The 25,518-nt window shown below is 41.1% G+C and carries 26 protein-coding genes; 18 read left to right on the top strand and 8 right to left on the bottom strand.

Features of this window, described 5'->3' with window-relative positions; genetic code table 11:
- Positions 1–2: 2 nt before the first annotated feature.
- The 7 genes from walK (at position 3) to rlmH (ending at position 7,277) form a co-directional block, all read left to right on the top strand.
- Positions 3–1,820 (top strand): cell wall metabolism sensor histidine kinase WalK, encoded by a 1,818-nt coding sequence (gene walK, locus CEF17_RS16405; protein ID WP_100400480.1) that lies wholly within the window; start codon positions 3–5, stop codon positions 1,818–1,820.
- On the top strand, positions 1,817–3,154 hold the full coding sequence (locus tag CEF17_RS16400) for a YycH family regulatory protein (RefSeq protein ID WP_100400479.1): 1,338 nt from the start codon (positions 1,817–1,819) through the stop codon (positions 3,152–3,154). The genes walK and CEF17_RS16400 overlap by 4 nt, the downstream gene beginning before the upstream one ends.
- On the top strand, positions 3,141–3,974 hold the full coding sequence (locus CEF17_RS16395; RefSeq protein WP_100400478.1) for a two-component system regulatory protein YycI: 834 nt from the start codon (positions 3,141–3,143) through the stop codon (positions 3,972–3,974). The genes CEF17_RS16400 and CEF17_RS16395 overlap by 14 nt, the downstream gene beginning before the upstream one ends.
- A 14-nt stretch (positions 3,975–3,988) precedes the next feature.
- The gene (locus CEF17_RS16390) at positions 3,989–4,783 is read left to right on the top strand and encodes an MBL fold metallo-hydrolase (protein ID WP_100400477.1); all 795 of its coding nucleotides are present in this window, start codon (positions 3,989–3,991) and stop codon (positions 4,781–4,783) included.
- A gap of 352 nt (positions 4,784–5,135) precedes the next feature.
- Positions 5,136–6,347, top strand: coding sequence for a S1C family serine protease (locus CEF17_RS16385; protein ID WP_100400948.1), 1,212 nt, complete (start codon positions 5,136–5,138; stop codon positions 6,345–6,347).
- Positions 6,348–6,572: 225 nt separating this feature from the next.
- The gene (locus CEF17_RS16380) at positions 6,573–6,731 is read left to right on the top strand and encodes a CxxH/CxxC protein (protein WP_083465384.1); all 159 of its coding nucleotides are present in this window, start codon (positions 6,573–6,575) and stop codon (positions 6,729–6,731) included.
- 66 nt (positions 6,732–6,797) lie between these two features.
- Positions 6,798–7,277, top strand: coding sequence for a 23S rRNA (pseudouridine(1915)-N(3))-methyltransferase RlmH (gene rlmH / locus CEF17_RS16375; protein WP_100400476.1), 480 nt, complete (start codon positions 6,798–6,800; stop codon positions 7,275–7,277).
- Positions 7,278–7,316: 39 nt separating this feature from the next.
- On the opposite strand, the gene CEF17_RS16370 is transcribed toward rlmH, so the two are convergent.
- The 3 genes from CEF17_RS16370 to CEF17_RS16360 all read right to left on the bottom strand — a co-directional run bounded on the left by CEF17_RS16370 (position 7,317) and on the right by CEF17_RS16360 (position 11,334).
- Positions 7,317–9,221: an alpha-E domain-containing protein gene (locus CEF17_RS16370; RefSeq protein WP_100400475.1), complete on the bottom strand. Its 1,905-nt coding sequence runs from the start codon at positions 9,219–9,221 to the stop codon at positions 7,317–7,319.
- Positions 9,222–10,679 (bottom strand): circularly permuted type 2 ATP-grasp protein, encoded by a 1,458-nt coding sequence (locus tag CEF17_RS16365; RefSeq protein WP_198509001.1) that lies wholly within the window; start codon positions 10,677–10,679, stop codon positions 9,222–9,224. It abuts the gene before it with no gap.
- 73 nt (positions 10,680–10,752) lie between these two features.
- The gene (locus CEF17_RS16360) at positions 10,753–11,334 is read right to left on the bottom strand and encodes a DedA family protein (RefSeq protein WP_100400474.1); all 582 of its coding nucleotides are present in this window, start codon (positions 11,332–11,334) and stop codon (positions 10,753–10,755) included.
- 208 nt (positions 11,335–11,542) lie between these two features.
- On the opposite strand from CEF17_RS16360, the gene CEF17_RS16355 reads away from it, so the two are divergent.
- Entirely contained in the window at positions 11,543–12,316 is a 774-nt protein-coding gene (locus CEF17_RS16355; protein WP_100400473.1) for an inositol monophosphatase family protein, read from the top strand.
- A gap of 104 nt (positions 12,317–12,420) precedes the next feature.
- Here the strand turns inward: CEF17_RS16355 and CEF17_RS16350 are convergent, their stop codons facing one another.
- Positions 12,421–13,896, bottom strand: coding sequence for a S8 family peptidase (locus tag CEF17_RS16350; RefSeq protein WP_157843069.1), 1,476 nt, complete (start codon positions 13,894–13,896; stop codon positions 12,421–12,423).
- A gap of 148 nt (positions 13,897–14,044) precedes the next feature.
- Positions 14,045–14,326, bottom strand: a complete 282-nt coding sequence (locus CEF17_RS16345) for a hypothetical protein (RefSeq protein WP_100400471.1) — start codon at positions 14,324–14,326, stop codon at positions 14,045–14,047.
- An 82-nt stretch (positions 14,327–14,408) separates the two neighbouring features.
- On the opposite strand from CEF17_RS16345, the gene CEF17_RS16340 reads away from it, so the two are divergent.
- The 3 genes from CEF17_RS16340 to CEF17_RS16330 are packed head-to-tail and all read left to right on the top strand — an operon-like array spanning position 14,409 to position 16,765.
- The gene (locus CEF17_RS16340) at positions 14,409–15,104 is read left to right on the top strand and encodes a uracil-DNA glycosylase (RefSeq protein ID WP_100400470.1); all 696 of its coding nucleotides are present in this window, start codon (positions 14,409–14,411) and stop codon (positions 15,102–15,104) included.
- A complete protein-coding gene (locus tag CEF17_RS16335; protein ID WP_100400469.1) occupies positions 15,091–15,933 on the top strand; it encodes an aldo/keto reductase in 843 nt (280 codons plus the stop codon). The genes CEF17_RS16340 and CEF17_RS16335 overlap by 14 nt, the downstream gene beginning before the upstream one ends.
- Positions 15,934–15,943: 10 nt before the next feature.
- Positions 15,944–16,765, top strand: coding sequence for an SPL family radical SAM protein (locus tag CEF17_RS16330; RefSeq protein WP_100400468.1), 822 nt, complete (start codon positions 15,944–15,946; stop codon positions 16,763–16,765).
- Positions 16,766–16,815: 50 nt separating this feature from the next.
- Here CEF17_RS16330 and CEF17_RS16325 read toward each other — a convergent pair whose 3' ends face one another.
- Complete coding sequence (locus CEF17_RS16325; RefSeq protein WP_100400467.1) at positions 16,816–17,310, bottom strand: glutathione peroxidase; 495 nt, start codon at positions 17,308–17,310, stop codon at positions 16,816–16,818.
- Positions 17,311–17,788: 478 nt separating this feature from the next.
- Here CEF17_RS16325 and CEF17_RS16320 point away from each other — a divergent pair, with 478 nt between their 5' ends.
- Positions 17,789–18,991, top strand: coding sequence for a ParM/StbA family protein (locus tag CEF17_RS16320; RefSeq protein ID WP_100400466.1), 1,203 nt, complete (start codon positions 17,789–17,791; stop codon positions 18,989–18,991).
- Between the two features lie 12 nt (positions 18,992–19,003).
- A complete protein-coding gene (locus tag CEF17_RS16315) occupies positions 19,004–19,435 on the top strand; it encodes a hypothetical protein (protein WP_100400465.1) in 432 nt (143 codons plus the stop codon).
- A gap of 139 nt (positions 19,436–19,574) precedes the next feature.
- On the opposite strand, the gene CEF17_RS16310 is transcribed toward CEF17_RS16315, so the two are convergent.
- A complete protein-coding gene (locus tag CEF17_RS16310) occupies positions 19,575–20,468 on the bottom strand; it encodes a LysM peptidoglycan-binding domain-containing protein (RefSeq protein WP_100400464.1) in 894 nt (297 codons plus the stop codon).
- 232 nt (positions 20,469–20,700) lie between these two features.
- Here CEF17_RS16310 and CEF17_RS16305 point away from each other — a divergent pair, with 232 nt between their 5' ends.
- The 5 genes from CEF17_RS16305 to CEF17_RS16285 all read left to right on the top strand — a co-directional run bounded on the left by CEF17_RS16305 (position 20,701) and on the right by CEF17_RS16285 (position 24,385).
- Positions 20,701–21,996, top strand: a complete 1,296-nt coding sequence (locus CEF17_RS16305) for an ammonium transporter (RefSeq protein ID WP_100400463.1) — start codon at positions 20,701–20,703, stop codon at positions 21,994–21,996.
- 1 nt (position 21,997) lies between these two features.
- Complete coding sequence (locus CEF17_RS16300; RefSeq protein ID WP_198509000.1) at positions 21,998–23,014, top strand: DUF294 nucleotidyltransferase-like domain-containing protein; 1,017 nt, start codon at positions 21,998–22,000, stop codon at positions 23,012–23,014.
- A 5-nt stretch (positions 23,015–23,019) separates the two neighbouring features.
- Positions 23,020–23,730: an exonuclease domain-containing protein gene (locus CEF17_RS16295; protein ID WP_232725535.1), complete on the top strand. Its 711-nt coding sequence runs from the start codon at positions 23,020–23,022 to the stop codon at positions 23,728–23,730.
- Positions 23,731–23,808: 78 nt separating this feature from the next.
- Complete coding sequence (locus CEF17_RS16290; protein ID WP_269799465.1) at positions 23,809–24,150, top strand: MerR family transcriptional regulator; 342 nt, start codon at positions 23,809–23,811, stop codon at positions 24,148–24,150.
- 46 nt (positions 24,151–24,196) lie between these two features.
- The gene (locus CEF17_RS16285; RefSeq protein ID WP_100400459.1) at positions 24,197–24,385 is read left to right on the top strand and encodes a hypothetical protein; all 189 of its coding nucleotides are present in this window, start codon (positions 24,197–24,199) and stop codon (positions 24,383–24,385) included.
- Between the two features lie 80 nt (positions 24,386–24,465).
- Here CEF17_RS16285 and CEF17_RS16280 read toward each other — a convergent pair whose 3' ends face one another.
- The gene (locus CEF17_RS16280) at positions 24,466–24,975 is read right to left on the bottom strand and encodes an RsfA family transcriptional regulator (RefSeq protein ID WP_054636279.1); all 510 of its coding nucleotides are present in this window, start codon (positions 24,973–24,975) and stop codon (positions 24,466–24,468) included.
- Between the last annotated feature and the right edge of the window lie 543 nt (positions 24,976–25,518).

Genomic DNA, 25,518 nt, shown 5'->3' with positions numbered 1-25,518 from the left:
ACATGAAAGCTATCGATTTCTTTAAATCGATTAATTTTAAAATCGTAGTAATCTATGTATTGCTGCTTATTATTGCGGTACAAATTATCGGTGTCTTCTTTACGAATCAGTTAGAAGAACAACTCGTGGATAATCATTTTTCCATGCTGGAGGAACGGGTTAATTTACTTGAGTATAATGTGGCCCAGGAAATGGTCAGAACCAGAGGGGATGATGATAACTCGTTAGAGAGAGATATCAGCATCCTTTTAAATGAGTTTTTTACTATTGATAACGCTACAATTCAAGTTGTTGATGCTAACCAGGTAGTACGGGGCACGTCTCTCAGCCAAAACCTTGTAGGGCAGCTCAACACTGAAGTCAGAGTCAAGAGAGCCCTGCTTGGAACAGAAGATGAAGATATCCTTCTTGATCCTCAGGGAAACCGAATTTATGTGATGGCGCACCCGGTTCGTGTGGACGATACAATTGTGGGAGCGATTTATATCGAAGCTCCTATGGAAGAACTGTATTCAGAGATGCAGGATATTAATAACATTCTAGCTACGAGTACCTTTATTGCCCTGGTCGTGACAATGATTTTGGGAATTTTTGTGGCAAGAACGATTACGAGGCCTATTGTTGATATGAAAAAGCAGGCCAGAGTTATGTCTGAAGGTGATTTCTCTCGTCGTGTAAAAGTATACGGCAACGACGAAATCGGGCAGTTGGCCATTTCCTTTAATAATATGACCAGAAAGTTAAAGGATGCCAACGCTACGACAGAAGGAGAGAGAAAGAAACTAAGCTCTGTGCTTACTCATATGACTGACGGCGTGATTGCAACCGATGAACTGGGCCGTGTTATTTTAATGAATAAGAGAGCAGAACAGCTTTTAAACATATCCAGTGAAGATGTAGAAGGGGCCTCCCTTCCTGATTTGCTCAGGCTGTCTGAAACCATTGCACCAAGTGACCTATATGATTACTCAGATTCAATTTTGCTAGATTTCAGTGAGCGGGAACAAGAGTATCTCCTGGAAGCAAACTTTTCGGTAATCCGTAATGAAGATGGACCGGTAAATGGTTTAATTACTGTTCTTCATGATGTAACAGAACAAGAGAAGATCGATCGTGAACGAAAAGAATTCGTAGCCAACGTTTCTCATGAACTTCGAACACCTCTTACCTCTTTGAAAAGTTACTTAGAAGCTCTTGAGGATGGCGCGATGCTTGATGATAAGCTGAGACAGCGCTTTTTAAAGGTGACCCAAAATGAAACAGAACGAATGATCCGTCTTGTTAATGATCTGCTGCAGCTTTCAAAAATGGACAGCAACGATTTAAAACTTAACTACCAGTCTTCAGATATAGGCAGCCTTCTTCATGAAATCGGCGATCGATTTGAAATGGTGACGAAGGATAAAAACATTCAATTAGAACGAGTGATTCCTTCTTATCCTGTTTACATTGACATGGATCAAGATAAGATGGTGCAAGTGTTTGATAATATCATTTCAAACGCTGTGAAATATTCTCCGGATGGCGGAACAATTACTCTAAAGCTCCATCCACGAGGGCAAAATATAGCAGTAACTGTTCGTGATGAAGGAGTAGGTATACCAAAGGAAAATCAAAAGAAAATCTTTGATCGATTTTATAGAGTAGATAAGGCAAGGGCTAGAAATTTAGGGGGCACAGGTCTTGGGCTTGCTATTGCCAAGGAAATGGTTCAAGCTCACGGTGGTCACATCGGTGTGCGCAGCGAGTGGGAAAAAGGAACGACAATTATCGTTACTCTTCCGTATTCTGTCTATAAAAAAGCAGGTGTTAACGAATGATTGAACGGGTGAAATCTGGCCTCCTGACAATTCTAGTCATTATTAGTTTATTTTTAACGTGGCTCATGTGGACGTACCAGCCTGATTATGATCTTTTGCAAGGTACTGAGCCTATTGAAAGCGACCCTTACGGAGAGGAATTAAACTACGATGAGGTAGTGTGGCCGGAACGCATGATCCTTCATACACAATTGGGGAGCACCATGGTGGACGGTCAGGAATCTTTGTTTGTTTCTTTTTATGAAAACCTTCTTGATGCTGGGTTTGAGGAACTCTCTGTGAGCACCTCTGTAGATACTGAAAACCTGTATGATGTGGAATCAGGAATTGAACTGATATTTCCTGCTCCTATTCCCAGTGAAGTGTTAGGCGAACTATTTGAATTTGAAGAAGATGAGCCTTATTTAACGGTTGGATCGGCAGATCGTTTTCTCTTTACTCACGATGAGGAAAACGAGGAGGTACTGGCACATTTGATTTCATATGAGGAAGATTTAGTGATAGAAGCATCTACCACTTTGAGTGTTTCTGATTTTGAAAACCAGTATTTGAACCGGGCAGGGTCTTACCCTGAGGTATTTGCTCATCATGTGAACGAAGGGAACGAAGAAATACCTCGACTACACTATCTGCCGGAAAACCCTTTAACATATCCGCATGTACAATATACGAGCGTAGAGCTTCAAGCTGAACCTTTTATCGATTACTTGTTTAGTGACCCGACGTATGTAAAGCATTACCGCCAGGAGAATGGCACAGAGTCCTTTACCGACGGGAACAGGATGATGAACTTAACTAGAAATGGCCGGTATTTAAATTATATCAATCCAGTGTTCAGCGACCATGGAACTGCCAGTCAACAACATGTGGTGAACACATCCTTTGACTTCATTAATTCTCATGGAGGGTGGACCGATCAGTATCACCTCTATTCCTGGAGTCAAGATGCGGACCAGGATGAAAGCAGATTTCGCTTGATTATAGAAGGGGTTCCTGTGTTTGAAAGTAATGGAGTGAACAGAACAAGCTTATTTGTTACAAGGTCTGGCACCCAGACCTCTCGTTATTCTAGACCGATGTATGATATAGATGTAGAAGAAGAGCCCATTGAATCCACTCCATATGAACTGCCCGCTGGACAAGAGGTGCTGGACTATATTGATCAGCATACTCCATTTAGCGAAGAGGAAATTGAAAATATTCGGGTAGGCTACCAGATGGACAGGCACAACCTCGTCCTGGCCTTTGAACCCATGTGGTTTGTCAAATACCGAGACTCTTGGTATCCGCTTGAAATTAATAATTCAGAGGGGGAGGAGCATGGACTGGAGTAAAACAAAAACCATCTTCATTGTTACGTTTCTCCTTCTTAATTCTTTTCTGGTCTATCAGCTTATTCAAAAACAAAATGCCAGTGAATTAAACGTAAGAGCTGAAATGACTTTGCAGCAGCGTTTTGAGGACAATAATATCCGCATTACTGAAAACCTTCCCGATGAAATCAATGAAGGACGACACATAGTTGGGAAACGCACACCCGTCCCTCAGGAAGCGATAGATGCAGTAGACGAAGAAGAAATTCTTTTTCCTGATGAACATGCCATGGGGGTCGTCCTGGATGAGCCTTACTCAATTTCCAATGATAATGTGAACGAGGACATTGGGAGCTTTTTAGAATCGGAGGTATATAATGGTGAACAGTACCGCTTTGCCAGCTGGGATCAGGAGAATCAAAATCTGGTATTCTATCAAACCTATCAAGGCAGCACCATATACACTGATCAGGAAGAGCAGCTGGTACTGTTTTTAAATGACGAGGGAGATGTGACGAGCTATCTTCAAAGTTTCTTGGAAGTGGAAGAACACGGTAGAAAGCGTGAGCTCCTTTCTCCTTTAAAAGCAATTGAAAGCTTGTTAAATGAGCAGCTTCTTACGTTCAATTCTGTCGTCAGTCAAGTGGAACTTGGATATTATAGCTATTTCAGCCCTCTTGGAGAATCCCAGGTGTTTGCGCCGATGTACCGCATCGAAATTGATGAAGAGTCTTTTTATCTGGTCAATGCCATAGATGGTGGTATTCAGGAGTTAACTGATTCTGCCCATCAGGAGAATGAAGATACTAGTGAAGAGTCCAGGGAAAATGAAGAGGAATAAACGGAGTGAATACCATGTCTTTAAAGTGTAGTGTACTAGCAAGCGGGAGTACAGGAAACGCCATCTATGTAGAGACAGGAAAACAAAGACTTCTCATTGATGCGGGTCTGAGCGGAAAAAAAGTAGAACAGCTGCTGGCCAAGGTTTCTTGTAACCCAAAAGAGCTGGATGGCATATTAGTATCCCATGAACATAGCGATCATATAAAAGGGGTAGGTGTGCTTGCTCGTAAACATGGCATTCCTGTTTATGCCAACAGCTTAACCTGGAAAGCCATGGACAGCCAGATAGGAACAGTTGATCCAGGACAGAAGTTCCACTTTGAACGAGGAGAAGTGAAAAGCTTTAAAGATCTTGACGTTGAATCTTTTGGAGTTTCCCACGATGCTGCCGACCCGATGTTTTTTGTTTTCCATCATGAGGGAAAAAAGCTGACACTTGCTACCGATATGGGATATGTCAGTGAACATATTAAGGGTACCATTCACAACTCAGACATGCTTATCTTTGAGTCAAACCATGATATGAACATGCTGAGAATGGGGCGTTACCCTTGGAATGTCAAAAGACGAATTTTAGGGGATTTAGGGCACGTATCAAATGAAGATGCTGCTTTGGCTTTGGCGGAAGTAATTGGTGAAAACACATCAAGAGTGTATCTGGCTCATTTAAGCCAGGATAATAACATGAAGGAACTGGCTCGAATGACAGTGTCTCAAATGCTAGAAGAGAAAGGACATGGAGTAGGCAGTGAGTTTCACCTTTTGGATACGGATCCTTATACACCTACGTCCTTAATTGAAGTATAAGCAATGTTACAATAAGAAAAGTGTTTCGCTCTAGTACGGCGGAGACCGCTGTCAGGCTGTTGAGAAAGTTTTCTCAACAGCCGTTTTTATCTTCTTCAGCAACGTGATGTATAAGCAGGTGAACTTTTAAGGAGTAAAATTACAGAGAGTCGGACACCCTAAAATCATAATTATGGAAAATATTCTAAAACGTTTTTGCCATATAGACAAATGAGAGCAACCTTTTTAAAATAAGATCACACCCCTTCCTCATAAGGTTGTCGTCGTTACATTTGTCCATATGGTTTGAATGAACAGAGTCTAAGAAAAAGACTGCAAGAGAAGAACTGGGGAAAGGATGATGATGAGGGTCATGGGTTATTATGATGATCATGCTCACAAAACTAGAAGTGGAAACAAAGGCAGACGCGGGCTGATATGGGCCGGTGTTACAGGGGTAATATTAGGAGCGCTGCTCGTAATGTTTTCGGTTCCTTTTTTTACGACCGATCAGGCTGGCACAGCAGAGAATCAGTCCAGTCCAATCAATAATGAGGAAACGGTTGAAGAAAGTCCTAATCAGCAGCATGTCAGTTTAAACGTCACTTCAGATATAACGGAAGCTGTAGATCAGGTTTCCGGAGCAGTGGTAGGAGTGTTTAATCTTCAGCAGTCAGACTTTTGGGAAGAGTCGGGTATAAATGAAGGGACCGGGTCAGGAGTTATCTATAAAGTAGAAAATGGCCAGGCCTATATTGTTACAAATCACCATGTGATTGAAGGAGCAAGCCAAGTAGAAGTTAGCTTGGCTGATGAAACAAGGATGGAAGCGGAAATAGTAGGTTCTGACATATTAACCGATTTAGCTGTCCTGCGAATTGATGGAGAGCCTGTAGATACAGTAGCAGAGTTTGGTGACTCTGAAGCTCTGCGTGTTGGAGAACCGGCAATTGCTATCGGAAATCCATTGGGATCTTACCTATCAAGCACGGTCACGCAAGGAATTATAAGTGCAACCGAGCGCAGCATTCCTGTAGATTTAACGGGAGACGGTCAAATAGACTGGCATGCGGAGGTGCTGCAGACAGATGCAGCTATTAATCCAGGAAACAGCGGGGGAGCGCTCATTAACATTAACGGCCAATTAGTAGGGATTAACTCAATGAAAATTGCTCAAGCAGCAGTAGAAGGAATTGGATTTTCAATTCCTACCTCAGTGGCGGTTCCTGTTATTGAAGATTTAGAACGATATGGAGAGGTTCAGCGTCCTCAATTGGGTGTAGGGATCAAATCTCTCGCAGAAATACCAAGCTATCACTGGCAAGAAACCTTAAACCTCCCTGAAGAAGTTGAACACGGAGTGTTTATAACGAGTGTAGCAAGCAATTCACCAGCTGAAGAGGCAGGTCTTCAGGAATATGATGTGATTGTCGCCTTAAACGGAGAAGAAATTGTGGACGGTCACAGTTTAAGACAATTTTTGTATTCTGAAGTTGAAGTGGGCGATACGATTGAAGTGGAGTTCTATAGGAACGGAGAGCTTCAAACTATTGAAGTGACTTTGATGGAAGAAGTGCAATTTTAACAGGAAAGAACACGGGGCTGTCTCAATTTGAGCACGGCCCTTTTTTTGTTACAGATCTCTACAGAGAGCGGAACACTTTTCTAAAAGAAATAGGGCTTCGAATGTGGATAATTTATAGAGAGTAAGGGCAGAAAATAAATGGAGGAGTGATGATGGGAACGGCTTTGAACTAGCCATCCCTGTGGATAACTTGTTACAATAATAGAATGGAAAGGAGAGTTACTTTTGATATATTGTTGCGAAACACACGTGGAAATGGCATTGGATGATATTGTCGATCGTTCGGGAGAAATGCCGATATTTGAAAAAATAGAAGAAAATAAATTATCCACAGCTTGTTCCTATTGCAAAAATCTTGCCGCATACACAGTCAGCGAGCAATGAATGGACAGTGGTTGTGCATATGTGGATAACATTTGTGGATAAGTTAAGTAAAGGTGGATAACTCTTGTGAATATAACAATTATTGCTGTAGGGAAATTGAAAGAAGAATTTATGAAGCAGGGGATAGAGGAATATCACAAAAGAATGACAACCCTGGCTAACGTGAAAATAGTGGAAGTGGCTGATGAAAAAGCTCCGGACCAATTAAGCGAAAAGGAGCAAGAGCAGGTCAAAGACAAAGAAGGAGATAGAATTTTAGCTAAGATCCCACAGCAAGCGTATGTAATCGTCTTAGATTTAAAAGGCGAGATGCTGAGCTCTGAAAGTCTGGCAGAGAAGTTAAATCAGTTGGCTTTGCATGGAAAAAGCAAAGTTGTTTTTGTCATTGGCGGATCTTTGGGTATCAGTGAGAGTGTCCGCAGGCGGGCAGATTTCTTATGGTCTATGTCAAAACTTACATTTCCTCATCAGTTAATTCGGGTCATAGTAATGGAACAAGTATATAGAGCATTTCAAATTAATCGCGGATCTTCTTATCATAAATAAGCGGATGCCTGTGTACAAGGCACCCGCTTAAGTGATGTATTATTCTGATGAGGAAACGGTGTTTTGGTCAAGGAGGGTAACTTTAACACTTACATCAAGAGTCTGGTTGCCTCCACGATAAACTCCTTGAAGAGGACTGACATCAGCGTAGTCACGGCCTGTACTAACGCGAATATGATGCTCCAAAGCTTCTACATTGTTTGTGGGATCAAGTCCTACCCAGCCAATACCAGGCACCATCACTTCGACCCATGCATGGGTGGCAGAGTCGCCAATTAAAGCAGAATTTTCGCCTACATAAAGATAACCGCTGACATAACGAGCCGGAATGTTTTTCGCCCGTAAAATACCAAGCATCACATGAGTAATATCCTGGCATACCCCGTTTTTTAAATCAAAGGATTCTCGTGCGGTAGTGTTTACATCCGTTGTTTCACCATTATACGTAAAGGTATCATGCAAATGCTCCATGACATCAATAGAGAATTGAACTGGATTATCCATTTCCCCGACTGCCTTTACAACCTGGTCCACCTGCTCGGGGGTGACATAGGTGTAGTGGGTTTCATTTAAAAATGATAAATAATGAAGGCGGAATAACTCCGAATGAAAGATAGCTTTCATTTCTGGTGAATAATCAATCCGATGAATAAAAGGACTTCGCTGAATACTTACAATTGACGTTGTTTTCACTTCAAGGTGTGTGTGCTGTTCAGGAATAAAAAAGGTTTCCACGTAATTCCCCCACAGATCAACATGCTCTTTTGTTAAAGAAGAAGGCTGGATCTCTGTCCGGTACGACAGCAGACGCTGGACTTCATCTGTGGTAGGCTTAAGCCTGATCGTATTCATGCTCTGGTCTACGACAGTCTCATAATCAAACTTATTTGTATGTTCGATTTGATATTTCATCGATGATCGACTCTCCATATTCTGTTGTTGATGAGGGTGCTGTGTTTTCCCTACTTTATAGGAAGTGTTGACGGGTTCTACTAAATAATACGTCTTTGAAAAAATTTGTCCAATTTCATTGCAGCGATATTGAAAGTGATTTAAGAAGTTACTTAACTCTTGAAGACTTAGCTCTTTAATTCTAACCTCATTAAACTCATCCATCAAGTTATCAAGCGCTGCATACATCTCCCACGAATAGTGTGAAACTTTCCCTTCCTCAAGCTCAAAGATTGCTTCCCGAACATGATCCATACAATACTTAATGGACCTTGGAAAGTTTTCGTCTCCAATTAAAAATGACAGGATTGTTTTTGGGTCCATAATTGGAGGATGCTGCTTTAAGTACGCTTCATAGCCGTTGACAAGCTGAAGAGCGGTTCTCCAGTAATAATAATACTCTTCCTGATATTCGGCATCAGAGGTAGGAATGTTTTTGCAGACACAATTCAGGATTCGTGCCGTTTTGTCAGCTCGCTCGAGCCACTTTCCTATTTTAATCATTCGGTAGGGAAGCCCACGGGACATAGACGACTCAATAACTCCTTGAGCAGTAAGAGAGGCCATTTTCATACGCTGAAGATAATTTTGAATGTCTTTTTTGGACCATTTCTCTTCTTTTGATTCTAGTACGTACAAGTAAAAATCATTCCAGATTTCCCAAAAGTCATTTGGAAGATGATCTCTCGTAATGCGGGCATTTTCCCTGGCCGAGCTTATGCAAGTGGTAATGGAATTAATATTCTCTTCAGAAAAAGCCAGGTAATTGATGAGAACTTCTCCATCGTAAATATCTGAGTGGCTGAATTTTTCGAATTCTTGAATGGAAGCGCATATCTCAAAAATGACTTCCCAATCATGGTTGGCATACGTTTCTTCATCTGAAGCCTCCAGCATTTGGATAAGCTTTACACTTAATATTCTGGCATTGTTTTCTGCCCTCTCGATATTCCGGGACATCCAATATAACGAATCTGCTACACGGCTTAGCATTTACTGATCGCTCCCTTCACCCTTTAATACCCATGTGTCTTTTCCTCCTCCGCCTTGTGAGGAATTAACGACTAATGACCCTTCTTTAAGAGCTACACGTGATAAGCCCCCAGGAACAACGTGGGTGCTCTTTCCCCGTATGACGAAAACCCTTAAATCAACATGACATGGGTAGAATCGATCTCCTTGATAAGCAGGGGCCCGGGATAAATTGATAGTGGGCTGGGCAATGTACTGGTGAGGTTCTTCGATGATTTTTTCTCTGAACATTTCAATTTCTCCTTGTGAGGCGTGAGGGCCAATTAGCATGTCGTATCCTCCGGAAGCTCCAACGTTCTTTACAACCAGCTGCTCCAGGTTCCTAAGCACCCATTCACGCTGGTCAGGCTCACGGAGACGGTACGTATCAACATTTGAAATGATTGGCTCTTCGTTCAAGTAATAGCGGATAATATCAGGGACATAGGCATAGATGGCTTTATCGTCGGCAATCCCATTGCCGATCCCGTTTAAAATGGCCACGTTTCCGCGCCGATAAGCTTCTAATAATCCAGGCACGCCCAGGGCAGAATCCGGACGGAATGCTTTGGGATCCAGAAAGTCATCATCAATGCGCCGGTAAATAATATCCACTCGCTTTAACCCTCGAATCGTTTTCATGTAGACAACATGGTTATTTATAACTAAGTCCCGACCTTCCACCAGCTCAATTCCCATTTGCTGAGCCAGAAATACATGGTCATAATAAGCAGAGTTATACATACCAGGAGTTAACAGCACGGCTCGTGGCTGAGTCCCGCTTTTTGCGGTTTTTGGGACATGTGCCAAGGCTGCTTCATGTAAATGAGAAAGTTGGTGTTCTAGGGTGTGGAGGGAATGATTGGCAAAGAATTCGGGGTATACTTGTCTCATCACGTACCTGTTTTGATAGACATAGGACATCCCGGAAGGGTTTCGTAAATTATCTTCAAGAATCAGGTATTTTCCTTCTTCATTTCTGATAAGATCTATTCCAGCTAAAAAAATATGGTTATTTAAAGGAATCTCCATTCCTTGTACTTGCTTTTGGTAATAATAAGGGTTGTCTACAATAAGCTCTCGAGGAATCACACCATCATTAAGTATTTCCTGCTCATGATAAATATCTTCCAAAAATTGATTCAATGCTTCAGTTCTTTGAATCATTCCTTTCTCTATCAGTGCCCATTCCTCCGGAGGAATGACAATAGGAATGAAATCAAATGGCATGGTTCGTTCTGTGCTTATATTTTCATTGTACACAGTGAAGGTAATTCCTTGCCGTAAAAAGGAAAGCTGGGCTGTCTCATGCTTTTCTCTGAGCTCCATTTCTGAAAAGTTTTGCAATGTATGATAAAAGCGAGAGTAGTGATCCTTTGGATCTCTGTTGGATGTAAACATATGATCAAAAAATGGCTCAGTTTTGTATGAATTGAACAATGTAAGATCACTCCTTTTTTTCCATGATACTGTAAATGTAAATTTGTTCAAGTAGATTTTTGAAACTTTCAAACTATTTTGTAGATGATTGGTATTTTTTGTTACGTTTCAGACGGTACATGAGGTAAAGAGCAATCAAAAGCGCTAGTAAAGAGAATATTGCAAATTGAAAATTTTGGAACCATTCATAAGCAGCTTCAATATTGCCCAGCTGTCCTACATAAAACATGACTAAAGCTGTAGGAAAAATACCTATGAAAGTTAAAACTCCATACCGAAGCGGAGTGATTTGACAAAAAACAGCGACATAAGCAATATATCCCGCACCAAGCATTCTCCCTGCTGCTAAGGCCCAGTCCCCATGTTTTTCTACTAAGCGGACCATTTTCTTAATACTGGGTTTATTAACATGTCGTTTTAAAATGTAATCATAACGCTGAGACAACAAGTATGGGATATAGCTGACAGCCACATAGCATATAGAAACAGCGAAACTCAGGCCGACCAATTCCCACCCACCTGGATCTAAGATGTAACCATAAGCGAGAATGAAAATACCCGCAGGAAAGGGGATCGAAAGAGCCTCTATGGCTACTCCTAAAAATAAACCTATAATGCCGAGCTGTCCTAAAATCTCCAGAGCATATTCAATCATTGGTGTTCTCCTTTAATCAATACGAAATAAATAACATTGCTTTCCTATACCCTTTTTTCTCACGAGTTACCTTAATTAATTTGTAAATAAAAGTTTTCAGTATGTCACTGAGACAATAGATCTGCTTATTGGTAAATACAACTATCTTTGTGCTCTGGCCTACAGTTCGTTAAGATAAGTATGATGTCAAAGGAAGGAGTGTTAGGATATGAGCCTGGAATGGAGAGAGCTATTAGAAAACGCCAAGAAGTGGGCCAAAGAAGCTGGAGAAGAACAGGTCAGACGGCTGGAAGGGCCGATGAAAATGGAATCAAAAACCTCTGATATAGATTTAGTCACAGAAGTGGATGTTTGGTCAGAGGATTTTATTATGAATAGGATTAAAGAAACGTATCCCGATCATGGCATGATTACTGAAGAAAGCGGGGAACATGCTGGTGAAGCCGAATATGAGTGGGTGATTGATCCTATTGATGGTACGGTCAATTATGCAAGGGGCCTTCCTGTTTTTTGCGTGTCTATAGGGATTAGATATAAAGGTGAAACGGTAGCGGGCGTAGTTCATGCACCTAAAATTGGTGAAACGTATGAAGCGGTAAAAGGAGAAGGTGCTCTGTTAAACGGCAGCAAGATTACTGTTTCTAAAACAAGGGAGCTTTCCAAATCTGTGTTGGGGACTGGTTTTCCATATGATAAGGGGACAGACCCTGATAATAATTTGTCCTACTTCAATGAATTACTTCCGAGAATTGGAGGTATTCGGAGAATGGGAGCAGCTGCCATGGATCTTTGCCAGGTCGCTGCAGGACGTTTCGATGGATATTGGGAAATGAAGCTGAAGGCCTGGGATATTGAAGCCGGTGTATTAATCGTAGAAGAAGCGGGTGGAAGCATCTTTGTAAAAGATGAAGAAAAAGGTTTCTTTGTTATCGCAGGAAATGATGAGATTTTTCCACGATTACAGGAAGTGATTCAAAGGTAGCTCATGCAGTTGCAAGCGAGTGTCGTTTAATGATTATCAACAACAAAACAGAACTAAGCTATAAGATTAAAAAGATTCCCCCTGGGTTGCCCAAGGGGAATCTTTTATCTAGCCAGAGTAAAGGAATAGCTAACGTCTTTATTGTCATTAAATTCAGGGTGAGTAACCTGGCCGGAGATAAGGTACTCCCCATAAAAATTTCTATGGAGATCGATTGTACCGGTGTAAGTTCCCTCATCATCTGTAAAGCCTTCTATTTGTTGATCTTTTCCTCTTGGAGCGTTGATAAAGAGGTCAATTTCAGCATCTTGTACCTGTGCCTCCTCGTCATTTTGGTTTGTCGTAGAAATAGTTACATCAAGTTTTCCATTAGCCGGGCTCTCGTGGGAGACTGTTACGTTCATAGAGGGAAGTATATTTTCATCCGCCTGTTCATCATCCTCGATGTCCACTTTTTTATTCTTATGAGGGGCTTGTATGAGTCCATAACCATATCTATTAGTGGAACCGAGGTCAATCGTATAATTGTTTTGAAGCCTTTCTCTTATTTCCTTGTGATCAGCATCAGGATAAGCATTTTTCAACAAAGCCAGGTTTCCGGCTACATAGGGAGCTGCCATGCTTGTGCCGCTTAAGTTTGTGTAGTCCCCTTCCATATAGGTGCTTAGTATTTGAACGCCTGGCGCAGCTGCTTCTAAATCCGGTCCAGTGGAAGAAAAGGATGGCCGTTCATCATTCTGGTTCGTGGCTCCTACTCCAATAACAGACTCATACTTCGCAGGGTACATCACAGTATCATTGTTTCCCCCGCGGTTACCGCTGTTTCCGGCAGAGGCTACAACAAGCACTCCCGCCTCATAAGCCTCATTTACTGCTTTTTCAAGAGCAGTGGAGTGAGAGGATGTTCCAAGACTTAAGTTGATAATATCCATCTCATGTTCTACCGCCCAGTCAACCCCTGCAGCGACATCAGACAAGAAACCAGAGCCGTTTTTATCTAATACTTTTACACCGTAAATCTCGGCTTCATGCGCAATCCCCACTGTGCCAATTTCATTATTTAAAGCTCCTACAATTCCTGCTACATGGGTTCCGTGTCCATTTTCATCCGTGTAGTCCTTGCTTTTTGTTCTGCTTCCTCCAAGAAAGGCAGCACCGCCTGCGATCTCTAAGTCCGGATGTTCAGCGATTCCTGAATCAAGTAATGCAATCTTCACGCCTTCACCTGTAAATCCTGTTTCCCAGTCATTTTCTCCGTAAATACGTGTAAGACCCCAGTCAGCCTTTTGGCTTTGTGAGTGAGCATGGACCAGACTGTCTTTTTCCACAGCTGTGACATGAGGGTTATTTGCAAGCCCGTTTGCCGCATTTTCATTCATTTCTACCACACTTACTGAAAAGGAAGAGAAATCGTGTACCACATCGTGCTGAGGTATATGTACTCTGTCCTTAGCTCCCTGATTTTCAAACGTTACCAGGTATCTTTCTTTTTTCTCCTGTCCGCTGCCATATGCATTTGAATTAAAAACGCTGACTGTTATAAGCAGTACGATTAATAAAATTGAAACGATCACTCTCATATGTGCACCTCCCATTTTCATAGTAACAAAGTATCAATGAATCAGGAAGAATTATCCAATTAATTTTACGAAAAGATGCAGTGGGCAGGGCTGCACTTCCCATAAAGAAATCAGGATAACAATGAATGGCAAATTAGCCTGGTTTTATTTAACCCTGCCTTAGGAGTAAGCCAATAACTAAAATACTGATAAAAAACAAAACAGCAAGAATACTGGTTACTAAGCCTAAAAGGGCAAGTATCAAGCCGCTTTCCTGGTTTTTCTTTATTTTAGCAAGGGAAATAGACCCGAGAATCATCCCTGCTGCTCCTAATAGGAGTCCAAGCAGGGGAACAACAAGCATAAATGCTCCTGCTAACAGGCCAGTAACTAAAGATGCTAATGCTTGTCCATTTAAATGGTTTTGTTGCTGTGTTTTATTTTCTGTCATCGTTACGTTCACCTCTATTTTCTTTATATCCTGGCTACTATGCTACAATGAATTCATCACCCATGCTAGAAGGGGGAAGAGCATGAGCATTCTTCACAATGACTGGGCTCCCCGCTTAGAGAATGAATTTTCTAAGCCGTATTATGTGGAGCTGAGAGAATTTTTGAAAAAAGAATACGAAACCAACACAGTTTATCCGCCTATGGATGACATTTATAATGCCCTCCACCACACAACTTATGAAAATACGAAAGCAGTGATCCTGGGGCAGGATCCTTATCATGGCCCTAATCAGGCTCATGGTCTTAGTTTTTCTGTGCAGCCAGGGGTAACGATCCCCCCATCCTTAAAAAACATCTATAAGGAGCTTGAGGAGGACCTTGGATATTCGGTTCCTGATCATGGCTGTTTGACTCCCTGGGCAGAGGAAGGTGTTCTTTTACTCAACGCGGTTCTAACGGTCCGTGGAGGTGAACCTAATTCTCATCATGGAAAAGGGTGGGAGCATTTCACCAATGAAGTGATACGGCTCGTAAATGAAAAAAAAGAACCGGTTGTGTTTATCTTGTGGGGAAAAAATGCTCAAGCCAAAGAAGAGTTGATTACCAGCGAGCATCATTTGATTATAAAATCTCCCCATCCAAGCCCTTTTTCAGCCAAAAGAGGCTTTTTTGGAAGCAAGCCTTTTTCACAGGCCAATGAGTTTTTAACAAAAGCAGGCCGGCCGGAAATCAACTGGTCTATTCCTGCAAGGGAGGATCTTGATGAAAAGAGATAAATTTTACACTACCCTTCATAACGGCACCAACATGCCCTGGATTGGCCTTGGTGTTTATCAGGCAGAAGAAGGGGAGGAAGTGAAAAATGCTGTAACCACAGCTTTACAACATGGTTACCGAGGGATTGATACTGCCTCTTTTTATGGAAACGAAAGAGGAGTAGGAGAAGGAATTAGAGAAAGTGGTATTTCAAGGGAAGACGTTTTTATTACTACAAAAGTATGGAATGATGAACAAGGATACGAGGAAACCCTTCAGGCTTTTGAAAGAAGCAGAAGAAACCTTGAAGTGGACACAATTGATTTATATTTAATCCATTGGCCTGTCCCCGGTAAATTTGAAGAGACCTGGAAGGCTTTAGAAGAGCTTTATAAGCAGGGGAAGGTAAGAGCGATAGGTGTGAGCAATTTCCAGCAACACCACCTTGAGAAGCTTTTAAAGCAAGCTTCTATAAAACCAATGGTTAATCAGGTTGAATTTCACCCCAGACTTTTCCAAAAGGACCTGCTTGAGTTTTGTAAAAGTCATCTTATTCAGGTAGAAGCGTGGAGACCGCTGGGTAAAGGGAACCTTCTCAGTCACTCTGTTATCCAAAATATTGCTGAAAAATATAATAAAACAACTGCTCAGGTGTTAATTAGATGGTGCCTTGAGCACGAGGTCGCAACGATTCCAAAGTCAGTGACACCAGAGAGAATTAGAGACAATTTTGAGGTGTTTAATTTTTCACTTGATCCTGAGGATGTAAGCTCTATTGACGACTTGAATGAGAACCACCGCTACGGTTATCATCCTGATGAATTTCCTTATGATGATATGCAGGGCTGATGAGCAGTAAATGACAAAGTTAAATATCACGCATAAAAAGCCGTCTCGTCTTCTTACACCTGCCAGTGGATTCTTAAAAGGTTACAGCCATTCCTTAAATCCTTACATTGGCTGCTCTTTTGCTTGCTCATACTGCTATGTAAGACAAATGCCTGTAAACCTGTTCAGAGATGGAGAATGGGGGACATGGGTGGAGGTAAAGGAAGAGTCAGCGGAAATGCTTCGTAAGGAACTTACCCGTGAAAAAAAGAAGCAGAATGTCCGGATTTTTATGTCTTCCAGTACCGATCCCTACCAGGCCGCCGAGGCTAGGGAAAGGATAACTCGCATGCTGCTTGAGGTATTGACCGAAGATCCTCCCGACTTTTTACTGATTCAAACAAGAAGCCCATTAGTACTGAGAGACATAGATCTTGTCAAAAAACTCGAGAACAGAGTAAAGGTCAGTGTTAGTATTGAAACAGATGAGGAAAGTGTCAGAAAAGCCATTACCCCGCAGGCTCCGCCTATTTCTGGAAGGTTAAAAGCGATACAGACCTTACAGCAACATAATATTCCTGTTCAAATTGCTGTCTCTCCTCTTCTTCCCCATTCCTCACGTTTCCCAGCGCTTCTTGGAGAAATTGGAGAGAGGGTAGTGGTTGATGATTACTTTCTTGGTGATGGGAGCGGTGGAAGACGTACAAAAAAGCTGAAAATACCAGAGCTGTACCACAAACATGGGTACGGAGAGTGGTATTCTCCTGAACGTCTTTCTCATTTTCGTAAACAGCTTGAAAAGCAAGTAAAGAAAAGCAGGATTTTTGTTAGTCAGGAAGGGTTTTTGCCATAAGGAAGGGACTGTCTCAAAAGTAAACCTTTTGAGTACAGTCCCTTTCTTTTTTACTTATTTACAGGCTGCTCAAGTCCTGCTTCAATCATACCAGTAATTTGCGGGTCATTTGGCTTTACATCGCTTTTAAAGCTTCCCAGAATTTCTCCGTCTCGTGATATGACAAACTTCTCAAAGTTCCAATCAATGCCTCCATCAGGATCCGTTTTATCAATCAGCCATTCATAAAGTGGGTGTTTGTTTCCACCTTTCGCATGAACCTTATCAAAGACTTCAAAGCTCACGCCGTAGTTACTTTGGCAGAAATTTTGGATTTGATCAATGTTTCCTGGTTCTTGACCGCCAAAATCATTAGAAGGAAAGCCTAATACATGAAAGCCTTTTTTGTGGTACTGTTGATAAATTTCTTCTAGCTGCTCGTACTGTGGCGTATAGCCACATTCAGAAGCTACGTTTACGATCAGCAACACGTCGCCTTTATACTCTGCTAAGCTTTTTTCTGTTCCATCTGCTCGTTTCACATCGATAGTGTAGAGTGTAGACATGTGATTCCATACCTCCTTAGAGACAATACTAGTATCAAATCTTCCCGTCTGTTGTTTTATCAAAACCTCCCTCAAATAGGAAGAGGAAAATCTTTAATTAATACAAACTAATACAAACCAGTACAAAATAGTACAAACTAATACTTAATATTATTTTGTGTGAATAATGTAATACAAAGTATGATTTAATATTAATTTGTATGTTTTTATGCAATAGTAATAAATGGAAACTATTTAATATTACTCAATATTATAAAGTAATATAATGTATTACATTTTGTATTAAACTGTAATACAAAGTAATAATAAGTGTGTGAGTATGTATTACAGTTTAAAAATGGAAAGCGTCTGCCAAGTGTATTACATTGTGCTAACAATGTACTAACTATGTATTAACTCCTATTGACTAAGGGTTTCCGTTTGATAGAATATATATGTACCTTGGAAATTATCACTAATTGAAGGAGTTGTTGGATTCATGACACAACTATTGAAAGCGGGAGCCGATGCTGGTAATAACAGCCTGAAACTATGGGTGAAAGATAAAGAACCTATTAACATACCTACGGTTTACTCTCTTTATATGGGAGAAACGACTGAGTTGATGGATTTAGAGGACATTCCTAAGGAAGATTTACTTAATAATATTGATGTAACAATTAATTCAAAAGCCCTCTCAGAAAATGGCCTTAGATATGCAATCGGAAATAAAGTAATTGATGAAAATTTAGATGCCTTGGAACTTGAAAAGAAATCAGATAAGTCTAAAGATGAAATACCAGTCATTGTAACATTAGCAGGTCTGGCTATTTCAGCAATGAAAGAGAAAGAAAACGAGGATCGCAACCATATTGATGTAACCTACGATCTGTCTGTAGCTCTTCCTGTGAGCACCATTACGAAGGAAAGCGCAGCTCATAACTCAGCTCGATATACAGGAACACATGAAGTTATTTATCATCACCCATCGGGGCGAAATGTGAAAGTAGTTTTAAAAATACAATACTGCAAATGCCTGCCTGAAGGAGCATCCGCAGCCTGGGGCGTAGTGTACGATGAAAATGGCAAACTTACGGAAAGAAAGGTAGAGGCTGACGGAAGAGTAGCAAAGGTGAATTTCGCCGATAAAACACTTCTTCATTTTGATATTGGTTCAGGAACGACTGAGATTGTTGTAACAGAAGGCGTGAAGTTTAATCCAAAGCTTTCTGAAGGACTTGGCTATGGAGTGAAACATGCAATCTCTGAAATTATTAAACGGTGGAATCGGAAGAACCCAAGAAAGAGCATTGATTCAATCGCTGAGTTTAATGAAATTTATTTCGACACAGAGCATCCAAGGCACAGTGCATTGAGAGAAGAATCAAAAACAGGACTCATGCAGCTTTCTAAGTTAATTAGTCAGGCAATCATTAACAAGATCGACGATATGAAAGATGACCCCTATGTATTTATTTACGGCGGAGGAGCTGCAGTCCTTAAAGAGAATCTCCAAAGCATTTTAAGAAGTAAAGACAGAATGGTAAATGTAACCTTTTTAAAGGATCCATTATATGTGAATGCCCGTGGTCTGTTAGTTTATACTTGCTCTCCTCGTTTTACACAGCAAAAAGAAAAGGAATTAGGAGTGGAAACAGCCAGTCCGGCTAATAATTCTTTTAACAAAAAGAAAAACAACTAGGAGCCTTAAAAAATGAGCAGGCGAAAAAAGCAGTACCAACAAGGTGAAAGAGCTACCATATATATAAATAGGGATGTCTCGCCTGAAATGCTTGAGTGGATTAACAAACAGTCTGATCTTTCTAACTTTTTTTTGTATGCAGCGAAAGAACTTTATAAGCAGACAGGTAACATGGACGTAGCAGAAATTCTTCCCAGAAAGATCAACTTTTCACTAGACGAAACGGCTGCTGCCAGTGAACATAATTCCTCCTTTTCGAACTTGAGGTATTTTCCATCTTATGAAGAAAAGGAACCACCAGAAAAAAAGTTACCCATTCTCCTTGATGAAGATGAGGAAGAACAAGAAAAGGCATACGAAGAAGAAGTGGAAGAGGAAGAAAGTGACGGGCAAGATGAAAGCTGGTCCAATTTAGAAATGGATGACGACGATCCCTTTGCCTAATCATCACCCGTAAATAAAAATACAAGGTAAGGCTGCCCCCAGCGGACTGGGGGCAGCCTTCTTTGAGTTTAATGCTTTGCGGTCTGTTCATAAAAGCGTCTATTCAGCGAAAAGGACATTCCCGTAAAAGCTTTGTGATTTATATGGTCCACTCGTCATTAATGATACCGACTACATACCATTCGTCGTTCTCCTGAACCATAGCCAGCCTAAGGCTATCCCAGTCCATTCCTTGATATTCCCCGCTGGAAGGAAAGTGATATTCTACGACAGTAGCGTCAGGGTATACATCGTTGGTATTGTCAATTGTATTTCCTGGTCCTTGTCTTTCATCAACAGCTACCTCTTCTGCATGAGCATAATCTCTGTTATACACAAATTCCTCGTAATATTCAGAAAAAGTATATTTAATAGGATGGCCGCTTCCATCATAGTTTCCCCACAGGTACTCTGTTTCATCGTGCCATAAATCTTCCACTTCTTCAGAAGAAAACACCTGGTCATTTTCTTGGTCTACAAAAGCGTAAGGGCTGAAGCGTACACCATCATCAGGGTGTATATAAGAAGAAACGGCTTCCATATCCTTACTTTGCAAATGGGTAACAACTTGATCTGCTGTTTCCCGGGCGGATTCAGAGTCGTTTTCAGAGTCGTTTTCAATAAGAACAGTAGTGCCAGGCTGAAGGTTGTAAGGATCAAGGTCAGAGTTCTTCTCCATTAGTTGCTGAGCACTGACACCTTCATATTGGGATGCAATGCTGTAAAAGGTTTCCCCCTCTTGAACAGTATGGCTTCCAGTAGAATCTGATTGTTCATTTAGATTAATCATGGTGCCGGGTTGAAGATCGTAAGGGTCAAGGCCGTTATTAATGGTTTGTAAGTCCGTTACGCTTACTCTTTCTGCTTCGGCAATACTCCAGAGTGTATCGCCAGGCTCAACAGTGACAGTGGCAGCATGAGCAGAGAAGCCTGAAACACCAAACACAACTCCTGAGGCTAGAACCGGTGCAAGAATACGCGTGGAATTTCTCAAGATGATCTCCCCCTTTAAAAATCCTTAGTATTCTCTACCATTGTCAAAATGAACTTAAACTATGGATTTTTAAAATTTAGAATAATCAAATAGGATGAAAATTCATTGAAGATATTGTGTTAGATTATCTTACGCAAATGTAGATTACTACGTGTAAAAGAGTAAAATAAGGATTAACGAAAGATGTTAACTAAGTTAACGTCAACTCTGATTAGGAGAAGGGGGAAAAAAGATGGATCCAGTATTTTTAATGAATAATTTGTGGATTTTGATTGCATTTATTCTCGTTATTTTAATGCAAGGTGGATTTATTCTTCTTGAAGCAGGATCTACTCGAATGAAAAATGCCGGTCATATTGCCGGTAAAACAATTTTTACTCTGGGAATAGCCTCAATCATTTTTTGGGCTGTGGGGTATGGACTAATTTACGGCACGAGTGCCGGAGGATTTATTGGAACATCTGATTTCTTCTTTGGTGATTTTACAACAGTATTTGATGGTTTAGCAGGATCAGTAGATTTTATCTTCCAATTAGCATTTGCGGCAATTGCTCTTACAATTGCATTCGGGGGATTTGCTGAAAGAGCAAAGCTTTCCGTTTATATCATATTCGCCGTTCTATTTTCCGCGTTAGTATACCCGGTAGTTGCTCACTGGATTTGGGGAGACGGCTGGATCGGAGGACTTGGCAAGCAGGACTTTGCCGGTTCAACAGTTGTCCATTTAACAGGAGCAATGGGGGCCTTGGCAGCAACAATTTTACTTAAGCCTCGTATTGGGAAATTTAACAAAGATGGCTCTGCTAACGAACTAGCAGGACACAACCAGGTGTTTACCGCATTAGGTGTGCTTCTCTTATGGGTAGGCTGGTTTGGTTTCAATGCTGGAAGTACATTAGGTGTGGATGATGCATTCTTTGGCTTTGTTGCTCTTAACACTCAACTAGGTGCCGCTGCTGGTGCTGTAGCTGCAATGATTATTGCGTGGATTGCCATTGGCAAGCCGGATGTACCTACAATGCTGAACGGTGCATTAGCAGGCTTAGTAGCTATTACAGCATCGTGTGCGTTTGTCGATCCGTGGGCTGCACTTGTTATTGGTTTAATTGCAGGGGTTCTTGTATTCTACAGCATGAAACTTATGGAGAAATTAGGTATCGATGACCCGATCTTTGCCTTATCCGTACATGGGATTGCAGGGATTTGGGGTACACTTTCAACCGGTTTCTTTGCTACCCCGGCACTTGCTGAAATGAATGGAGGAAATGCCGGTTTATTCTATGGCGGAGGGCTGACACAGCTTGGAGTTCAGGCGATCAGTGTTCTAGCCTGCGGGGTGTTCGCTTTTGTAGCTTCCTATATCCTGCTTCTTATCACTCGCGGCCTTACAGGCGGACTCAGAGTTTCTGAAGAAGAGGAAATCATGGGTCTTGATATCAGTGAACACGGCGGATATGGTTATCCAGAATCATTCCAGCCGACAAACACTAATACTACTGCATTCAACTCTTCCAATACGGGAGCCTGACATGGAAAAAATAATATATTCTGAGGAAGAATCCTTTCTTCCTCAGCCTTCTTTCACCACCTATGAACAAATAAAACAAAAGAGAGAGAAAGAGACAAAAGAAGTGACGGGAAACCATGAGCTTCTTAATAAGGCTCACGATGTATGGGTTGCAGAAACCGTTTTGTTAGCTATAGAAAAGGTTAAAAGTGAGCGGGGAAAAGCCCCTGCTCATTTTGCTTTCTTTGTAATGGGCAGTGGGGGCAGACTAGAGCAGTCTACATTTAGTGATCAGGATCATGGAATCGTTTTCCAAGGTGAGGATAAAAGATACCAGGAGTACTTTCTTAAGCTAGGAGAGGAGATTCGTGAAGGCTTAGCGGCAGTAGGATACCCACGTTGTGATGGGAATGTCATGGCTTCTAATCCAAGATGGTGTCATGGAGCAATAGAATGGAAAGAGCAGTTGGATACCTGGATTCAAGCAAATGAGTGGGAAACTTTAAGGTATTTAATTACCTTTAGTGATGCAAGAACTATTGCAGGAAAGGAAAGTCTTCTTTCGGAAGTGAAAAAGCATTTACTAGAGCGGGTAAAGCAGGAGTCGGAACTGAGAAAGAGGATAGGTGAAAACACTTCTGTTCTTCACAAAGGCATCGGAATATTTGGCCAGGTTCTCACGGAAGAAAAAGGACCATACACCGGGTTTTTTAATGTCAAAGAAGCTGCTTTGTTCCCTTATGTGCATGCTGCAAGGATGCTTGCCTTAAAAGAAGGAATAGAAGAACCCTCTACCCTAAGAAGACTAGCCCTCTTAAAAGAAAAATACCCATTTCTTCAGGGGAAGGAAAAGAGTTTTTCACAATTGTTAGAACTGAGAGCATCCTTTTCAGAAAAACACCACCACTATGACGATGTTCATTATATTCCAGTACGCTCCTTGCCAAAAGGTCAAAAGCAACAACTTAAATTATGGATAAAAGAAGGGAAAGAGATGTTAACAGAAGCAAAGAGGAACATGGAAGCGGGTGAAAGGTGATGGGTATGTTTCAGTGGATGCGGCAAGTATCAAAACTAGGCAGTCAGGACCCAGGCGCTATTTTTGAACAAAGCACCCCGCAGCAGCTCTCTTTTATCCGCCAATTGCAAAAAGATTTGAAAAAAGAACAGCCATTAACACGTCAGTTAAAAGACTTGCAAGTAACAGTGTTAGATTTAGAAACGAGTGGTTTTTTTCCGGATAGAGGGGATCAAATCCTTTCTATAGGAGGGGTGAAAATTAAGGAAGGGAAGGTTCAAAATGAAAATGTCTTTTATTCCTTGGTCAATGCTCCTCAGGCTCTTTCTGAAGAAATATCTGAATTAACAGGCTTACGGAAGGACGAATTGGAAATGGCCCCTTCTCTTGCTCGTGCGTTAAACAGCTTTTACCGATTTGCGGGGACAGATGTGCTTGTAGCCCACCACGCCAGCCACGAAAGAAAATTTTTACAGCATGCTACATACCAGGTTCTTGGTTCTCAATTTCGTCACCGCTTGTTAGATACATCTTTTTTGCTGAAAATTGCTGCCCCGGATGTTCCGTTAAAAACGTTAGATGATTGCTGTAACCATTATGGGATTCCAATAGAAAAACGACATCATGCTCTGGAGGATGCTTTAATAACTGCTGAACTGTGGAAATGCATGGTGGAGATCGTAGAGAGGAAAGGGTATCAAACACTTCAAGAAATCTATGCTTTCCTGAATAGCTGAGAGGACTCCTATTTATAAAGTCTTAAGAACGGCGCGAAAAAGAGTTAATAAACACCTGACTGAAAAGGAGGAATGGATGTGAGTGACCATATACCGCGTGAAACCGCTTTTTTTCCCATCAGTGTGGTCCAGGAGATTACTTCATTGACTGCCAGGCAAATTAGGTATTATGAGGAGCAGGGTTTAATTAAACCGGTAAGAAATCGGGGAAACCAACGTCTCTTTTCACTTGAGGACATAGATCATTGTGCAGAGATCAAGAGTTTGATTGATAAAGGATTAAATATTGCAGGGATTAAAGCTATATTAGAAGCAAGGCAAACTGCTCCTGATAAAGCCTCTCCCCGTAAAAAAATAGTAAAAAAAGAAGAAATAGAACATTTATTAGAACAGTGGCAAATGAAAAAAGGATTAAAATAGAGCTGTTTAACATTTCCATTCAAAGGGAAAGTGGAGGATGGAGGTGATGTCATTGGCTTATATTGTCATTGATAATTTACAAATTCCCGCTCAAAAATTTGAAGAGAAAAATGAAGCTCTTAATGTTTCAAAGGATAAAGAAGTTGTAGTGGAAGATAACGATGAAAGATACTGGGTGATTGATGAAGAGAACTACGCAAAAGTAGAGCCCTTTGGATATTCAAAAGTGGAATAAGTGCAGGCAATCATGCGGAACACCGGGAGAAGACCCGGTGTTTTTTATGTGAACTCCCTTGTATGAAAGAAAGGAAAGGATCAGCCGGCATCTCTTTTTCTGGCACGATCCATTAATTCCATTAATGTTTTGTAATCTTTGTACACCGCTTCATATTCTTCCTTTAAGTCGGCAATAATTGCATGAAGCTTTTTATTTTCAAGCTGAAGTTCATTTCGCTGTGTGATGAGCTCTTCAAATTTTTCTTGAGAGAGTCCGTTGACAGACGAGGATATTTCTTCCAAATAAGATATGATATCAGGAATAGTGATAGTAGAAGCAGTTCCCGTTTCAGGAGGGGCTGCAGACTCTTTCCTTTTGTCTTCGGTTCTCATTTTCCTTTCTTTCTTAGCTAATTCAATTTGTTTTTTATTTTTGTCCCGTAAAATCGCATTCCAGCGAAACCCGCAAGCGGAAGATGATCGGTTTAACTCGTCTCCCACTTCCTCAAAAGCCTTTAACTGGGTGCTTCCCTTTTTTATATGCGCAAGAACAGTATCCGTCAGCAGTTGATCTTGTTCCTCTGTCCAGGCATCACGTCGCTTATTCATGCAAATATCTCCCTTCTCCTAGTAATCTTAATATCTATTAATATGAACAAGAAAAACACTTTTAATACTAAATTTTAAAATTTCAGTATCTTTTTCTTCTATAAAGTGTAAAAGGCTATTGATACCGAAAAATTACAGGAAGAGCAAACCTTTGTTTTGGCCGGAATAATAGTCAAATCCCTTGGAATCAGTGAAACGGTGGAGAATTTATTTATGCATGTGGCGTTTCCGGTAGCATGCCAACGTTGATGGCATGGGGGAAGGGTGTTTTAAGTAAGGTATGGAGAAGAGAAGCCAGGATAAGCATTTTGTTAAAGAGGATCTTGCACAAAGTGGGTGGTAGCAGAAATGAAGTGGCTTGATTGACAAGCATTATTAAAACCAGGCAACATCCTGCCCTTTTAAACTTTAAGGGAAAATTAACAATAACCAGGCGAAAAGGTACCCACTGGTGGATTTCTGTTTACAGCTTGTTTCATTTATGAGTTTGAATTTAATTGTAAATGTTTAAGAAGTATTCTCAACGGATAAACAGCTATCAAC

The organism is Bacillus sp. FJAT-44742, from assembly GCF_002797315.1.
GTDB lineage: Bacteria > Bacillota > Bacilli > Bacillales > Marinococcaceae > Thalassorhabdus > Thalassorhabdus alkalitolerans.
This window is presented reverse-complemented; position numbering and strand designations above follow the sequence as displayed.

What these genes read in the sequence shown, in the direction of transcription:
- CEF17_RS16385 (WP_100400948.1), top strand. Translation starts at nt 5,136, where the DNA reads ATGGGTTATTATGATGATCATGCTCACAAAACTAGAAGTGGAAACAAA.
- CEF17_RS16355 (WP_100400473.1), top strand. Translation starts at nt 11,543, where the DNA reads ATGAGCCTGGAATGGAGAGAGCTATTAGAAAACGCCAAGAAGTGGGCC.
- CEF17_RS16390 (WP_100400477.1), top strand. Translation starts at nt 3,989, where the DNA reads ATGTCTTTAAAGTGTAGTGTACTAGCAAGCGGGAGTACAGGAAACGCC.
- CEF17_RS16295 (WP_232725535.1), top strand. Translation starts at nt 23,020, where the DNA reads ATGTTTCAGTGGATGCGGCAAGTATCAAAACTAGGCAGTCAGGACCCA.
- CEF17_RS16335 (WP_100400469.1), top strand. Translation starts at nt 15,091, where the DNA reads ATGAAAAGAGATAAATTTTACACTACCCTTCATAACGGCACCAACATG.
- CEF17_RS16350 (WP_157843069.1), bottom strand. Translation starts at nt 13,896, where the DNA reads ATGAGAGTGATCGTTTCAATTTTATTAATCGTACTGCTTATAACAGTC.
- CEF17_RS16320 (WP_100400466.1), top strand. Translation starts at nt 17,789, where the DNA reads ATGACACAACTATTGAAAGCGGGAGCCGATGCTGGTAATAACAGCCTG.
- CEF17_RS16360 (WP_100400474.1), bottom strand. Translation starts at nt 11,334, where the DNA reads ATGATTGAATATGCTCTGGAGATTTTAGGACAGCTCGGCATTATAGGT.
- CEF17_RS16305 (WP_100400463.1), top strand. Translation starts at nt 20,701, where the DNA reads ATGGATCCAGTATTTTTAATGAATAATTTGTGGATTTTGATTGCATTT.
- CEF17_RS16285 (WP_100400459.1), top strand. Translation starts at nt 24,197, where the DNA reads ATGTCATTGGCTTATATTGTCATTGATAATTTACAAATTCCCGCTCAA.
- CEF17_RS16280 (WP_054636279.1), bottom strand. Translation starts at nt 24,975, where the DNA reads ATGAATAAGCGACGTGATGCCTGGACAGAGGAACAAGATCAACTGCTG.
- CEF17_RS16340 (WP_100400470.1), top strand. Translation starts at nt 14,409, where the DNA reads ATGAGCATTCTTCACAATGACTGGGCTCCCCGCTTAGAGAATGAATTT.
- CEF17_RS16345 (WP_100400471.1), bottom strand. Translation starts at nt 14,326, where the DNA reads ATGACAGAAAATAAAACACAGCAACAAAACCATTTAAATGGACAAGCA.
- CEF17_RS16300 (WP_198509000.1), top strand. Translation starts at nt 21,998, where the DNA reads ATGGAAAAAATAATATATTCTGAGGAAGAATCCTTTCTTCCTCAGCCT.
- CEF17_RS16315 (WP_100400465.1), top strand. Translation starts at nt 19,004, where the DNA reads ATGAGCAGGCGAAAAAAGCAGTACCAACAAGGTGAAAGAGCTACCATA.
- CEF17_RS16370 (WP_100400475.1), bottom strand. Translation starts at nt 9,221, where the DNA reads ATGCTAAGCCGTGTAGCAGATTCGTTATATTGGATGTCCCGGAATATC.
- CEF17_RS16395 (WP_100400478.1), top strand. Translation starts at nt 3,141, where the DNA reads ATGGACTGGAGTAAAACAAAAACCATCTTCATTGTTACGTTTCTCCTT.
- CEF17_RS16400 (WP_100400479.1), top strand. Translation starts at nt 1,817, where the DNA reads ATGATTGAACGGGTGAAATCTGGCCTCCTGACAATTCTAGTCATTATT.
- CEF17_RS16325 (WP_100400467.1), bottom strand. Translation starts at nt 17,310, where the DNA reads ATGTCTACACTCTACACTATCGATGTGAAACGAGCAGATGGAACAGAA.
- walK (WP_100400480.1), top strand. Translation starts at nt 3, where the DNA reads ATGAAAGCTATCGATTTCTTTAAATCGATTAATTTTAAAATCGTAGTA.
- CEF17_RS16330 (WP_100400468.1), top strand. Translation starts at nt 15,944, where the DNA reads ATGACAAAGTTAAATATCACGCATAAAAAGCCGTCTCGTCTTCTTACA.